General features: G+C 70.9%; 9 protein-coding genes, 3 pseudogenes and 2 riboswitches. Of the genes and pseudogenes, 4 read left to right on the forward strand and 8 right to left on the reverse strand.

Going from position 1 to position 13,637, the window contains the following annotated elements; all coding sequences use genetic code 11:
* Positions 1–25: 25 nt before the first annotated feature.
* Positions 26–1,207, forward strand: coding sequence for an endo-1,4-beta-xylanase (locus CFK39_RS09015; RefSeq protein ID WP_089065183.1), 1,182 nt, complete (start codon positions 26–28; stop codon positions 1,205–1,207).
* 70 nt (positions 1,208–1,277) lie between these two features.
* On the opposite strand, the pseudogene CFK39_RS17485 reads toward CFK39_RS09015, so the two are convergent.
* Together CFK39_RS17485 and CFK39_RS09025 are read right to left on the reverse strand one after the other, a co-directional pair.
* A pseudogene (locus CFK39_RS17485) lies at positions 1,278–3,099 on the reverse strand (alpha-glucuronidase).
* A 224-nt stretch (positions 3,100–3,323) separates the two neighbouring features.
* Positions 3,324–4,307, reverse strand: a complete 984-nt coding sequence (locus tag CFK39_RS09025; RefSeq protein WP_089065184.1) for an acetylxylan esterase — start codon at positions 4,305–4,307, stop codon at positions 3,324–3,326.
* 197 nt (positions 4,308–4,504) lie between these two features.
* Between CFK39_RS09025 and CFK39_RS09030 the strand changes: the two genes are divergently transcribed.
* Positions 4,505–5,551: a LacI family DNA-binding transcriptional regulator gene (locus CFK39_RS09030; protein ID WP_089065185.1), complete on the forward strand. Its 1,047-nt coding sequence runs from the start codon at positions 4,505–4,507 to the stop codon at positions 5,549–5,551.
* On the opposite strand, the gene CFK39_RS16835 is transcribed toward CFK39_RS09030, so the two are convergent.
* Together CFK39_RS16835 and CFK39_RS16840 are read right to left on the reverse strand one after the other, a co-directional pair.
* Entirely contained in the window at positions 5,499–6,176 is a 678-nt protein-coding gene (locus CFK39_RS16835; RefSeq protein ID WP_245822395.1) for an ROK family protein, read from the reverse strand. The genes CFK39_RS09030 and CFK39_RS16835 overlap by 53 nt on opposite strands.
* Positions 6,128–6,685: a hypothetical protein gene (locus CFK39_RS16840; protein WP_245822397.1), complete on the reverse strand. Its 558-nt coding sequence runs from the start codon at positions 6,683–6,685 to the stop codon at positions 6,128–6,130. The genes CFK39_RS16835 and CFK39_RS16840 overlap by 49 nt, the downstream gene beginning before the upstream one ends.
* Positions 6,686–6,831: 146 nt before the next feature.
* On the opposite strand from CFK39_RS16840, the gene xylA reads away from it, so the two are divergent.
* Both xylA and xylB read left to right on the forward strand, forming a co-directional pair.
* Positions 6,832–8,025 carry a xylose isomerase gene (xylA, locus tag CFK39_RS09040; RefSeq protein ID WP_089065186.1) on the forward strand — a complete coding sequence of 398 codons (1,194 nt, stop codon included), beginning with the start codon at positions 6,832–6,834 and terminating at the stop codon, positions 8,023–8,025.
* 258 nt (positions 8,026–8,283) lie between these two features.
* A pseudogene (xylB, locus tag CFK39_RS09045) lies at positions 8,284–9,674 on the forward strand (xylulokinase).
* Between the two features lie 73 nt (positions 9,675–9,747).
* Here the strand turns inward: xylB and CFK39_RS09050 are convergent.
* The 4 genes and pseudogenes from CFK39_RS09050 to thiO all read right to left on the reverse strand — a co-directional run bounded on the left by CFK39_RS09050 (position 9,748) and on the right by thiO (position 13,130).
* Positions 9,748–10,953, reverse strand: a complete 1,206-nt coding sequence (locus tag CFK39_RS09050) for a ThiF family adenylyltransferase (protein ID WP_338027721.1) — start codon at positions 10,951–10,953, stop codon at positions 9,748–9,750.
* A pseudogene (locus tag CFK39_RS09055) lies at positions 10,951–11,724 on the reverse strand (thiazole synthase); the annotation flags it as partial. The pseudogene CFK39_RS09055 and the gene CFK39_RS09050, both read right to left, overlap by 3 nt.
* Before the next feature lie 3 nt (positions 11,725–11,727).
* Positions 11,728–11,970 carry a sulfur carrier protein ThiS gene (gene thiS, locus CFK39_RS09060; protein WP_089065187.1) on the reverse strand — a complete coding sequence of 81 codons (243 nt, stop codon included), beginning with the start codon at positions 11,968–11,970 and terminating at the stop codon, positions 11,728–11,730.
* Positions 11,967–13,130 carry a glycine oxidase ThiO gene (gene thiO, locus CFK39_RS09065; protein WP_089065188.1) on the reverse strand — a complete coding sequence of 388 codons (1,164 nt, stop codon included), beginning with the start codon at positions 13,128–13,130 and terminating at the stop codon, positions 11,967–11,969. The genes thiS and thiO overlap by 4 nt, the downstream gene beginning before the upstream one ends.
* Positions 13,123–13,226, reverse strand: a riboswitch (TPP riboswitch). Its footprint overlaps the gene before it by 8 nt.
* A gap of 190 nt (positions 13,227–13,416) precedes the next feature.
* A riboswitch (TPP riboswitch) is annotated at positions 13,417–13,508 on the forward strand.
* Positions 13,509–13,637: the final 129 nt, after the last annotated feature.

Below are 13,637 nucleotides of genomic sequence, written 5' to 3' on the forward strand. Positions count from 1 at the left end.
AGACGATGACGTCGAAGGAGCCACTATGAGACGCCGCGAGATCCTCACCGCCGGAGCGGTCGCCACCACGCTGGCCGCCGCCGGCCCCGCCGCCGCTGCCCCCGGCGGTTCTGGCAGGGGACCGAAGTCTCCACCGGGTAACGGGAGCACCACGCCTCCGGGCCTCGCGAAGAAGGACACCCTCGCCTTCGCGGCGGGGAGCACTCTGAAGATCGGCTGCGCCGTCGCCGGCGGCGGGCACCACCTCTCCCAGCCCTACCCGGATCCGTTCACCGGGGACGATCCCTACCGCGAGGTGCTCGCGAAGGAGTTCACCTCGCTCTCGGCCGAGAACCAGATGAAGTGGGATCATCTGCGTCCCGCACCGGACACCTACGACTTCAGCGACGCCGACGCGATCATGGACTTCGCCGAGGCCAACGGGCAGGTGATGCGCGGCCACACCCTGATGTGGCACAACCAGAACCCGGCCTGGCTGGAGGAGGGCGAGTACACGCCCGAGCAGCTGCGGGAGATCCTGAAGGAGCACATCGCCACGGTGGTCGGTCGCTACGCGGGCCACATGCAGCAGTGGGACGTGGTCAACGAGATCTTCGACGACGACGCCGCGCTGCGAACCTCCGGGAACATCTGGCTGCGCGAGTTGGGGACGGGGATCATCGCGGACTGCTTCCGCTGGGCGCATGAGGCCGATCCGGAGGCGCTGCTGTTCTTCAACGACTACAACGTCGACGGCATCAACCCCAAGTCCGACGCCTACCACGCGCTCGTCAAGGACCTGCTCGCCGACGGGGTGCCGGTCCACGGCTTCTCGACCCAGGGGCACTTGTCGATCCGCTACGGATTCCCCGGGGATATCCCCGAGAACCTCCAGCGCTTCGCCGATCTGGGTCTGCAGACGGCCATCACCGAGCTCGACGTGCGCATGGATCTGCCCGAGGGCGACGAACCGACGCCGGAGCAGCTCGAGCAGCAGGCGGATTACTACCGTCGCGTGACCGAGGCGGCGCTGTCCGTCGAGGGTTGCGAGTCACTGACCCTGTGGGGCGTGCTCGACAAGTACTCGTGGGTGCCGGGCACCTTCCCCGGCGAAGGCGCGGCGACCGTGCTGTGGGACGACTTCTCCCGCAAGCCAGCCTACGATGCGATCCAGGATGCGCTCGCCGAGGCGAGCGGCCGGGCAGGGCACCCGGCGCTGCGGAGCTGACGGGCGCTCCGAAAGACTCAGCAGGGCGGGGCGGCGCCGCGGCACCGTCCCCGCCCTGCTCTGTCCCCGGTCAGAAGATCGGGCGTCCCGTCTCGTCGGGGATCCCGGAGGCGCGGAAGAAGTAGGTGCGCAGCTGATCTCGCCATTCCTCGGCGGAGCGCTCCTGCTCCCGCAGCAGTGCTGTGACCCGTGCGTGCAGGGTCGCAGGAAGCTTCTCCTCCAGCTCCTGCCAGCGTGGACGAAGTGAGAGCACACGGTCATAGCCGTCTGCCCGCGAGTCGTAGATGTGCTGGATGACGGTCTTCCCGCTGTGCAGGCGGTGCGTGTACGGCACGTGGTGGAAGAACAGCAGCAGCTCGTCGGGGCAGGTCTGCACCGACTCGTAGAGCGAGGCCCACGGTTCCGGATACAGCCCCGCGAAGCCTGTCCCGGTCGCGACGGTGCGATCCACGCCGATGCCGTCCCGGTCCGCGAAGTGATAGGTGCCCCAGGGGGTGTACTCGTAGCCATCGACGTCGGGCCCGTAGTGGTGGCCGGGCCGCACCATGAAACCCGCCCTAGCGGTGCGGTGTAGCTCTCGTACAGCAGCCACGATTCGTCCAGCAGCTCGTGCAGGACCTCGTTGACCAGTGGATCGCTCCCGAAAGTGGCCCTGATCCACTCATCCAGGATCTGGTCCGGGGAGAGGTCCGCGTCCCAGGCCAGCCGGCCCAGGGCGAACAGGTTCGCCTGCGCGAGCGGATGGCCGGTCCAGAACTCGTCGGAGCCGACGTTGGAGACCGCGACGACCCCTCCCGGTCGCGCGGCCGTTCCCGCGACGAGCTGTGCGACCGTCGGTGCGGTCGCGGGATCGTCGGAGTCGGGATCACCGAAGCGGAAGCGCAGGTTCTCGCTCCACCAGGGCGCGAGATAGCACAGGTGCTTCTGCTGCCCGGTGTACTCCTGAGTGACCTGCAGTTCGACAGCGAGGCGGGTGCGGGGCATTACCCCGATCACGGGGAGACGGCCTCGCGGACCTGGAAGTCCATCGGTCCGTGCTTGACCTGCACGATCACGTTCTCGTCGAAGCTGCCGTCAAGCGGCGCGAAGTGGTCGTGGGCGGCGCGGGCGCGGTCGGTCCGGCGGTCGCGCCAGTCCTGACGGTGGTCGTAGACGAACGCTCGCCAGAACACCTCCCCGCCGTGCGGGGACAGGGCACGGGCCAGCAGGTTCGCTCCGTCGGCATGATCTCTGCCGTAGGCGAATGGTCCGGGCTGGCCCTCGGAGTCCGCCTTGACGACGAAGCCGCCGAAGTCGGGGATCCGCGCGTAGATCGTCTCGGCCGTGGCGCGCCACCAATCCTGCACCGAGGCGTCCCACGGATCAGAGGTCTCCAGGTCTCCCAGCAGGATCGGCGAGGCGAAGGAGACGGCGAGGAGCACGGAGATGCCCTGGGCGCGAAAGATCTCCGCGAGGCGAGCCACCTGGTCCAGGCGCGTAGTCAGCAGCGTCGCCTCGCGCCTGTGGACGTTGACGTTGTTGATCGCGACCCGGTTGATGCCGATGGAGGCCAGCAGTCTCGCGTAGTGCTCCACCCGGGTCAGATCCGCACGCAGCTCTCCGTCCTCGTAGAACAGCGATCCGCCGGCATAGCCGCGCTCGACCTGCCCCATCACGGGATGGACGGTCAGGTTGTCCCAGTGGTCCACCATCCGTATGGCCTGCGCAGGGGCGCGCAAGGCCCAGACTCCGTGAGCCGTCGGAGCCTGCCCCAGGACGACCGCATAGAACCCGTGCAACAGGCCACGGCCCGCTCCGATGACGGTGAGGCGGTCGCCGTCGGCCCGCAGTGCATACGCCTCCTCGCCGGCGGCGACGAGCTCCTCGAGCAGCGGCGAGGGCGGACCGTCCATCGCTGCGGTCTCCTGCGCCGCAGCACCCGGATCCCACAGGCGCAACGAGCCCTCGGCACCGGCAGCCAGTGCGCGCAGCCGGGCGATCTCTCCGTCGACCGTGGTCGCGAGAGGACCACCCGCACGGAGCTGGATCTCGCGCGGCAGGCGAGCTGCGGCGTGCTCGCCGAGCCAGGCCAGATCGGTGAGGGCGGCGGCGGTGCCATGATCAGCGGGGGCAGCGCTCACATGTGCTCACGCAGCCACTCGAGCTGGCGACGCTGCTGGGTGGGGCCGCCGCCCTCGTGGTTGTTGTACGGGTAGATGACGATCTCCCGCTCCGGGTCAGTGCCGGTCGCGCCGCCGTAGAGGTTGTACGCCGCGAACACTGTCGACGGTGGGCAGATCATGTCCCTCAAGGCCACCGAGAACATCGCTGGAGCGGTCGCACGCCGCCCCAGGTGCAGGGCGTCGACATAGGCCAACGTGGCGAAGGTCTGCTCTTCGCGGTCCCGGTGCACCGAGAGGTAGCGCACGATCTCCTGGTACGGGTCGGCATCGGTGATGTCGATGGCGCGGCGCATGTGGGTGAGGAACGGGACGTTCGTGAGCAGGGCGTCGACGTCGGGCACCAGGCCCGCGGCACTGAGCGCGAGCCCACCGCCCTGGCTGTTGCCGGTGACCGCCACACGGCCATCGGACCCGGGGAGAGCTCGGGCGGCGTCCACGGCCCGTACCGCATCGGTGAGCAGGCGCGTGAGGTAAGAGGTGTGGGGCGACTCGATGCCCCGGGTCATCACGCCCGGCACCGCCGGACCGGAGCCGACGGGATCGACGGTGTGGCCGCCCGCTCCCCAGGCCGAGCCCTGGCCGCGCGAGTCCATCAGCAGGTGCCCGTAGCCGGCGGCCGCCCAGGCCAGGCGTTCGAGCGGCTCCCCGCGGCCACCGCCGTACCCCAGGTACTCGACGATCACCGGGAGGTCAGGCTTGGCGCCGGCAGGCCGGTTGTACCAAGCGCGCACGGGGGCGCCGTCGTGGCCTGCGAAGCTCACGTCCCAGGTGTCGACCAGCATCAAGCCGTTGTCCACTTGCTCGAGCGAGAGGATCGGGGTGGAGACGGCCCGGGAGCGACCAAGAGTCTCGGCCCAGAACGACGTGAGGTCGTCGGGCTCCGTGAGCTGCGGGCGGTACTCCCGCAGCGCTTCGAGGGACATGTCGAACAGCGCCATGCAGGAGCCTCCACGGTGAGTGCCGGGGCAGAGGATCTGAGAGCCCGGTGTGCGAAAATGACATAAAACACAACTGAAAGTTGCGCTATGATTTAGGTTAGAGGCGGCAGAGGTGCCGGTCAAGGCCTGCTCGAGCCGGGTAGTGTCCGTGGTGGAGACTCCGGGGGCGGGCCTCGGAGGCAGGGAGGGGTGAGGTCATGGCGCACAGCGATGCGCGCAGCGAGCGCGTCACGCTGAAGGCGGTGGCGGAGAAGGCGGGGGTCTCCCTGGCGACCGCCTCGAAGGTGATGAACGGACGTGCCGACGTGCGACAGTCGACGCGCGAGACCGTCGCTCAGGCCGCCCGCGATCTCGGTTATCAGCCCAAACGACGGGAGGCCGCTCGCCGGCGCTCGGCGTTGATCCATTTCGATACCCTCACCAGCCCCTACTCCCTGCAGGTGCTTGAGGGTGCGGAGCAGGCCGCGCACCGAGCGGACGTGGATCTGATCGTGGTCAGTGGGGACCAGACCCCCGCCGGCCTCTCGCGGGCCTGGATGGTCGAGGTCGCCTCCCGGGGGGTTGAGGGCGTCATCCTGGTGACCACGCCGATCGGAGCCCGGCATGCCCGCTGGAGCAGGGATCTCTCGCTTCCGCTGATCGCTATCGATCCGGTGTCCATCGATCCTGACGTCGAGGGGGTTGTCACCATCTCGGCCACCAACTGGGAGGGCGGCGGTACCGCCGTCCAACACCTGCTGGACCTCGGGCATCGCCGGATCGGCGTGCTGGCGGGTCCGGAGGACTCGGTCCCGGCGCGCCAGCGGCTCCAGGGCTACCACTCCGCGCTCGGTTCGGTCGGCGTCCAGTGGGAGCGGGACCTGATCGAGCACGGCAGCTTCTCCTACGAGGACGGTCAGCGCGGCGCCGAGCGGCTGCTGCAGCTGCCCGAGCCGCCGACGGCGATCTTCGCCATCGCCGACACCTTGGCGGTGGGGGCCCTGCGCGCGGCTCGCCAGCTCGGAGTCGAGGTGCCCGACGAGCTCAGCGTGGTCAGCTTCGACGACACGATGATCGCCCAGTGGACCCACCCGCAGCTCACCGCCGTGCGGCAGCCGCTGTTCTCGATGGGGCAGGTCGCGATCGAACGGCTGCTCGCGCTGTCCTCCGACCCCGGACTCTTCTCCCACCCCTTCAAGCTGGAGACCCAGCTCATCGAGCGGGAATCGACAGCCCCCGCCCGATCCATGCCCCCGGATCGTTGAACACCGACTGCAGCGCCGCCCGCGCCGCACCGCGCAGGGCCGGGTCGGTGAGGCCGTCGGACCTCTCGATGAGCACGGGCCCGGCCTCGATCGCCAAGGCGTGACGCTCGACGGTCTCGCGGACCACGGGCTCCAGCTCCTCCGCGATCGGGGCCAGGTATCCGGACAGGACCACGGTGGTCAGGTCCAGGATGTTCAGGGCGTTGGCGATCGCGAGCCCGAGCGAGCGTCCGATCAGGCCGATCACCTCGGAGCGGTCCCGGGTCAGGGCGAGCGCGTCGACCAGGTCCTCGATGAGGGTGTCGTCGCCGAGTCCGGCGCGCTCGCGCAGTGCGTGGTAGGAGACGTAGGCCTCGAGGCAGCCGCGACGGCCGCAGCGGCACAGGGCGCCTCCGGGCTCGATGACGGTGTGCCCGAACTCCCCGGCCCAGCCGTGGGCGCCGGTCATCAGCGCCCCGTCGATCACGACCGCGCCACCGATGCCGGTCGAACCGCGCAGATAGATGAAGGACTCGCCCGGCCGCTGGTCGATCTCGGTGAGGACCGACAGGCGGTTGTCGTTCTGGGCCCGCACCGTCAGCCCCGTGAGCTCCGGGTGGTCGAGCAGTCGGCCGACCAGCGGCACCTCGGTCCAGTCCAGGTTCGGGCCGAGAGCACCCGGCCGTCGTCCGGGGCGATGCGGCCGGGGACCGCGACGACCACCTCGACCACCGGCGGGTCGCCCGCCTCGGCGCGCACCTCGCCGACCAGCTCGGCGGCGAGGTCGATCGCTTCCTCGGCGGAGGCCGCGGTGACTTTCAGGTACTCGATGCGGTGACCGAGCACCCGGCCCGCCAGGTCGATCCCGAGGCAGGCGACATGGTCGGCCGCGATCTCCAGGCCGATCGCGAGCAGGGTTCCGCGAGCAGGGCTCAGCGGCACCATCGGCCGACCGGCGCCGGTGGACAGGGGGGAGCCCTCCTCGACGAGGTCGGCGTCCACCAGTTCCTCGATCAGCTTGGAGACCGTGGGTTTGGTGAGCCGGGTGAGCTTGGCGAGCCTGGCGCGAGAGGTGGGGGTGGAGGTCGCGGAGGCCGCGGCCAGGGCGACGAGGATCGCGGACAGGTTGTGCTCGCGCAGATGTGTGGACTGCATCCGGACCTCTTCCTCGGCTTCCTTGCGCTCGGGCGGGCGGTGCTGACGCTCAGACCCCCGCCCCGCGAGAAGCTTGGCATACCGCCGTTAGTTACGGTACCTTACTAACAGCGGCAGATGCCGATCGACGATGAAGGAGCACTCCGATGACCGCCCCCACTCCCACCCGTGACGACAAGTTCTCCTTCGGCCTGTGGACCACGGGCTGGCAGGCCCAGGACCAGTTCGGCGCCGCGACCCGCCCGCCGCTCGAGCTGAGCACCCACATCCGCAAGCTCTCCGAGCTCGGCGCCTGGGGCTTCACCTTCCACGACAACGACGTGATCCCCTTCGACGCGACCCCCGCGGAGCGCCAGAAGATCATCGACCAGCTGAAGTCCGTCACCGACGAGACCGGGCTCGTGATCGAGATGGTCACCACCGACACCTTCGCCCATCCCGTCTTCAAGGACGGCGCGTTCACCTCCAACGACCGCGATGTGCGCCGCTTCGGACTGCGCAAGGTGCTCGCGAACGTGGACCTCGCCGCCGAGCTCGGCGCGAGCACCTTCGTGATGTGGGGCGGCCGTGAGGGCTCCGAGTACGACGGCTCCAAGGACCTCTTCGCCGCGCTGGAGCGCTACCGCGAAGGCCTGGACACCGTGGCCGGGTACATCAAGGACAAGGGCTACGACCTGCGCATCGGCCTCGAGCCGAAGCCGAACGAGCCCCGCGGCAACATCTTCCTGCCCACCGTGGGCCATGCGCTGGCCTTCATCGAGCAGCTCGAGCACGGCGACATCGTGGGCATCAACCCCGAGACCGGCCACGAGCAGATGGCGACGCTGAACTACACCCACGGCCTCGCCCAGGCGCTGTGGAGCGAGAAGCTCTTCCACATCGACCTCAACGGCCAGCACGGCCCGATGTACGACCAGGACCTGGTGTTCGGTCACGGCGATCTGATCAGCGCCTTCTTCACCGTCGACCTGCTCGAGAATGGCTTCCCCTCGAAGCCCGGCGCCTACGAGGGTGCCCGTCACTTCGACTTCAAGCCCTCGCGCACCGAGCATGAGAAGGGCCAGTACGACTCCGCCGCGGCGAACATGGAGATGTACCTGATGCTCAAGGAGCGCGCCCTGGCGTTCCGTCAGGACGCCGAGGTCCAGGAGGCGCTGAAGTACTCCGGCATCGAGGAGCTCGCTGAGCCGACCCTCGCCGAGGGCGAGTCGCTCGAGGACCTGCTCGCGGACCGCTCCACCTTCGAGGACTTCGACGCGGACAAGGCCGGCGAGCGCAACTTCGGCTTCGTGCGCCTGCAGCAGCTGGCCATGCAGCACCTGCTCGGCTTCCGCGCCTGAGCCACGGGGCGGCGCGGGCCCTGACCGCGCCGACCCGACCGCGCCGCCTGATTCCCGTGGTGGCGGATTGCATCCACTGGCGCTGAGTCAGCATGCGTCCCGTCTAGGCGGGTCGTGTGCTGGCAGGGCGCCAGTGGATGCGGCAGAGTGGTTCACTCGGCGCCAGCGGATGCGGCAGAGCGGCTCACTCGACGCCACTGCATACGGTGACTGGATACGGTGACCTGCTCGACCCTCCGACCTGCAAAGGACCCCCTGATGACCACCACGGTGCTCGGTATCGACTCCTCCACCCAGGCCACCAAGGCCCTCCTCGTCGATGCGGCCTCCGGTGAGGTCCTCCAGGAGCGCCGCGCCGCCCACCCCGACGGCACCGAGGTCGATCCCCGGGCCTGGCTCGCCGCGGTCGACGAGGCGGCCGGCCCGCTGCTGGAGCGGGCCGAGGCCGTGGCCGTCGGCGGCCAGCAGCACGGCATGGTGCTGCTGGATGCGCAGGGTGAGGTGGTGCGCGACGCCCTGCTGTGGAACGACACCCGCTCCGCCCCGCAGGCCGAGACGCTGATCGAGGAGATGGGCGGGCCCGAGGCGAGCGTCGCCGAGATCGGCAGCCTGATGGTCGCCTCCTTCACCGCCTCCAAGCTGCGCTGGGTGCGGGACCACGAGCCCGAGAACGCGCAGCGGGCCGCGCGCGTGCTGCTGCCCCACGACTTTGTCTCCCTCCACCTGGCCGAGCAGGGCACCACTGCCTTCACCGATCGCGGCGACGCCTCCGGCACCGCCTACTACTCCACGGCGAGCGAGGAGTGGAAGCCCGAACTGGTCGAGCTCGCGCTGGGCCGCTCGCTCGAGCTGCCCCGCCTGCCCGGCAGCCCGCAGGAGGTCATGGCTCGCACCTCGAGCGGCGCCGCGATCGCGGCCGGCACCGGTGACAACATGGGTGCCGCGCTCGGCCTGTCCCTGAGCGAGGGCGACGTCTCCGTCTCGATCGGCACCTCCGGGGTGTGCGCGATGGTCAGTCCCACCCGCCCGAACGACTCCACCGGCGCGGTCACCGGCTTCGCCGACGCGACCGGGCGCTTCCTGCCGATGACCACGACGATCAACGCCGCCCGGATCCTGGAGGTCGGCCGGGCCCTGCTCGGGGTCTCCCACGAGGAGATGGCGCAGCTGGCGCTCGCGAGCGTGCCCGGCGCGCACGGGGTGACCCTGCTGCCCTACTTCGACGGCGAGCGCACCCCGAACCGCCCGGACGCCCGCGCCACCCTCACCGGGATGAGCACCTCCACCACCCGGGAGGACGTTGCCCGCGCCTATGTCGAGGGCCTGCTGTGCTCCCTGGCCGACGGCATCGCCGCACTCGAGGACCGCACCGGTACCGCCGCGGCCCGCATCACCCTGATCGGCGGCGCCGCGCGCAGCCAGGCCGTCCAGCAGCTGGCACCCGCGATCTTCGGCCGTGAGGTGACCATCGCCCCAGAGGGGAGTACGTGGCGCTCGGCGCCGCCCGTCAGGCCGCCTGGGCGCTCGCCGGGACACCGGAGCCGCCGGCCTGGAGCATCAGCGGCTCCCGCACCGTCGACGCTGAGCCGACGCCCGAGGTCCTGGGGGCCTACCGCGCGCTGAGGGACCGCACCGCGGACTGGAGCTGAGCCCGGACGCCTGCCCGGACATCGCGGCGGCCCGGCTCCGGACCAGGCACCGCCGGCGTCACCGAGTGATCCACTACGGCGTCGGCGCCGTCCAGGCCGCGTAGCCGCCGCCGAGGTGCCGCACCCGGCCCTCGCGCCCCGCCCATGCTGGTCGCAGGCGTTCCAGTGCGGTCGCGGAGCGTGAGCCGGCCTGGCAGTACAGCACGATCTCGCCGCCGCCTCGTCCCGTGGGAAGTGCGTGCTCGCCGTGCTCGAGGAGCTGAGTCAGCGGGAGGTGGATCGCGCCCTCGATCGCCCCGGCGGCATGCTCCCAGTCCTCGCGCACATCGATGAGCGTGACGTCGGCCCCCGAATCGAGCAGCGACCGCAGGGCGGGCACGTCGAGCGTCTCGCTCGGCTCGGGCGCACCGAGCCGGCATGAGGGGTCGGCGGCGGCCGGCACCTCCACCCGGGTGGCCCTCGTGCGGTGCGGGTCCGGGACGAGCCGCAGCGTTCGGGAGGTGCTGGTGGCCTCGTCCCACAGCAGCAGCCGGCCGACCAGCGGCTCACCAGTGCCGGTGACCAGCTGGATCACCTGCGTCCCCATGATCATCCCGAGCAGGCCCGGCAGTGTGCCGAGTACGCCGCCTTCCGCGCAGGAGGGCACCTCGCCCGGGGCCGGGGGCTCGGGGAAGACGTCGCGGTAGTGTGCGCCGCGCCCCGGCCAGAACACGCTGACCTGCCCTTGTCCTCGCAGCACGGCAGCCCAGACCACCGGCACCCCGGTGATCTCGCTGGCGTCGGCGACGGCATAGCGGGTGGCGAAGTTGTCGCTGCCGTCGAGCACCAGGTCATAGTCCTCGACGAGGCCGGTGACCGATTCGGGGGTGAGCCTCTCGGGATGTGTGCGCACCTGGACCTCGGGATTGAGGGCGCGGACGGCTGCGGCCGCGGACATTGTCTTGGGCGTACCGATGGCCGGCGTGGTGTGGATGACCTGGCGGTGCAGGTTGGAGGTGTCGACGAGGTCGTCGTCGACGATCCCGAGAGTACCGATACCGGCCCCGGCGAGGTACTGCAGCGCGGGGGAGCCGAGCCCTCCCGCGCCGACCACCAGGACCGAGGCCGCGCGCAGGCGTCGCTGCCCGAGGGTGCCGATCTGCGGCAGCGTGATCTGGCGCCGGTAGCGGTCGAGCTGCTCCGGCGTCAGCTCCGGGCCCGGGGGACCAGCGGCGGCAGGGACTGCGGGGCGGGGGAGGTCTCGCTCATGCGAAGTCCCCGCGGGGTGAGCGGTCGTGATGCGACCGTCGTGGCTCGAGGAGGCCAGCGCCAGGCTCCGGCGCGGGATCCGGCCGGCACCCGCCGCGAGATGGCCCGCCCGGACGGCGTGGGCCATCGCGCGGGCCATGGCCTCGGGGTCGCGTGCGCGGGTGATGGCGCTCGCGGCCAGCACCGCGTCGCAGCCGAGCTCCATCGCCAGCGCGGCATCGGAGGCGGTGCCGATCCCGGCATCGAGCACGACCGGCACCGTGGCGCGGGAGGTGATCATCTCGATGTTGTGGGGATTCAGCACGCCGAGGCCGGTGCCGATCGGAGCTCCCAGCGGCATCACCGCGGCCGCGCCGACGTCCTGGAGGCGCTGCGCGAGGACCGGATCGTCCGTGGTGTACGGAAGCACGGTGAATCCGCGCTCGACGAGCATGGCGGTGGCCTCGACGAGCTCGACGCCATCGGGGAGCAGGGTGTCCTCATCGGCGATGACTTCGAGCTTCACCCAGTCCGTCTCGAGGGCCTGACGGCCCAGCTCCGCCGTCAGCACGGCGTCGCGGGCGCTGAAGCAGCCGGCGGTGTTGGGCAGGGCACGGATCCCCAGGCGGCGGATCATCGTGAACACGGAGTCCCGCGTCGTCGGGGAGAAGCGGCGCAGGGCGACCGTGGTCATCGCGGTGCCGGAGGCGAGCAGGGCTCGTTCCAGGGCCGCCAGGTCCGTGATGCCTCCGGTGCCCATGATCAGGCGGGAGCTCAGGGTCTCTCCGGCGATGACGAGTTCTGTCTCGGGGGTATCGGTCATGATTCATCCTCCTTGGACGGCGGTGACGAGCTCGTACCGGGCATCGGAGGTCAGCGGGGTGTGGGCCCAGCTGCTGCGCGGCAGGACCGCATCGTCGACCGCGATGGCCACGCCGAGCGGGGTGCCGTCGCACGCGCGCCCGTCGTCGCCGACCTCGCGGCCGAGGCGGTCGGCCACCAGGTCGCGGACCGTGACGGCGTCGGACAGGTCAAGATCCTCGCCGTTGACGTGGACGACGATGCTCATGAGACCTCCTGGAGGTGGGATGTGGTGGTGAAACGGGCGGGATCGACGGCGGCGAGCTCCTCGGCCATGTCCCCGGGCGGCGGTGCCCCGGGATCGGCCTCGAGCAGATCGGCGGTGCGCGCCGCGGCCCAGGCGGAGAGCAGGATCCCGTGGCGGTGGTAACCGGTGGACACGATCACTCGCGGGTCTGTCGGCACCGGTCCCAGCAGCGGGAGGTCATCCGGGGTGCCGGGGCGGGCGCGAGCGATCACTTCACGCAGTTCGGTGTCGCGGACGGAGGGGAGGACCTCGGCCGCGTCCTGCAGCAGGGTCAGCACCGCGCCGGCCGACGCGCCGACCATGTCGTCCTCCCGGCTGGTGGCCCCGAGCACGAGGCCGCCGCCGCGCGGCACCAGGTAGAGGGGACGCCCGCGGACCAGGGCTCGGACCGTGTGGTCCAGCAGGTTGTCCTCCTCGGGCAGCAGGGCGGAGGCGGGGACGTGCAGGCGCAGGATGTCACCGTGGACCGGGCGCAGCGACAGGTCGAGCACCCGGTGCGGTCCGTCGATCTCGGTGGTGCCGAGGCCGGCCGCGAGAATGATCCGGTCGGCGTCGATCTCCTCGGTGGAGGCGACGCGGCTGCCGATGGTGAGGGAGACGGGCGGCCCGTCGCCGGGACGCCCCGGGCCGGCCAATGCGTCGACGACGGCGGCGACCAGGGTGCGGGGGTCCACCTGGTGGTCGCGGGCGACGAGCATCGCCCCGGCCACGTGCCGGGCCAGCGTCGGAGCGCGACCGCGCAGCTGCGCGGACGTGAGCTCCTCGACCTCGGCACCCTCCGCGCACTGCTCCTGTGCGAGAAGACGCAGGGCCTCGAGGTCGGACCGGTCGCGGCCGACGACGAGGGTGGGGGTGTCGCGGTAGCCCAGCGGCTCCTCGGTGCGCAGGGCGAGCTCGGCGGCCAGCGCGCGGTGGTGGCTCGCGGCCTTCCTCATCAAGGGCCTCAGCGAGTGCTGGCCGAACTGGACCTCACTGGTGGGAGCCAGCATCCCGGCCGCTGCGTGGGTGGCCTGTTCGGCCACGCCGGTGGAACGGATCTCGACCCGGTGACCGCGGCGTCTCAGCTCCAAGGCGGTGAGCAGTCCGATGATCCCGGCGCCGACGACGGCGACGTGCTGCATGAGCGGTCCTCCTGACGGCGGCATTATCCGCATCCAGTGCTGGTGGTCGGCACGAGGCCCTCTCAGCCCGACGAACGGGCTCCCACGGAACCAGGCCACCCTACCCGCAGCGGCGGGCGGGCGGCGGCGAGGGTCCATCCCGGCGGATCGGCCGACGGTCTTCCGTCCCGGGTCGGCCCGGCCCAGCAGCGCACCGTCCACTGGGACGGGTGCCCTCCTTCCGCACGGTCGCCGCAGCTCCCGCACGGGACGAACCGCCGCACGGGCGGGGCCATGGGTATAGTCGACGACCGACACGGGGTGCCCGACAGGGCTGAGAACACACCCGGTGAACCTGATCGAGTTCGTACTCGCGGAGGAATGTCGTCGATGAGCTGCTGTGCACTGGTCTCACCTGCAGTGGCGCCGTATGCGGCGCCGGCTGCCGTGACACCCCGGCCAGCAGCGCACGATGTACGGGCATCGCAGGCAGTGATGACACCGTCCGGCCCGGGCCTGAAGGGCCTG

Origin of the sequence: Brachybacterium avium (assembly GCF_002216795.1) — a bacterium.
Taxonomy (GTDB): domain Bacteria; phylum Actinomycetota; class Actinomycetes; order Actinomycetales; family Dermabacteraceae; genus Brachybacterium; species Brachybacterium avium.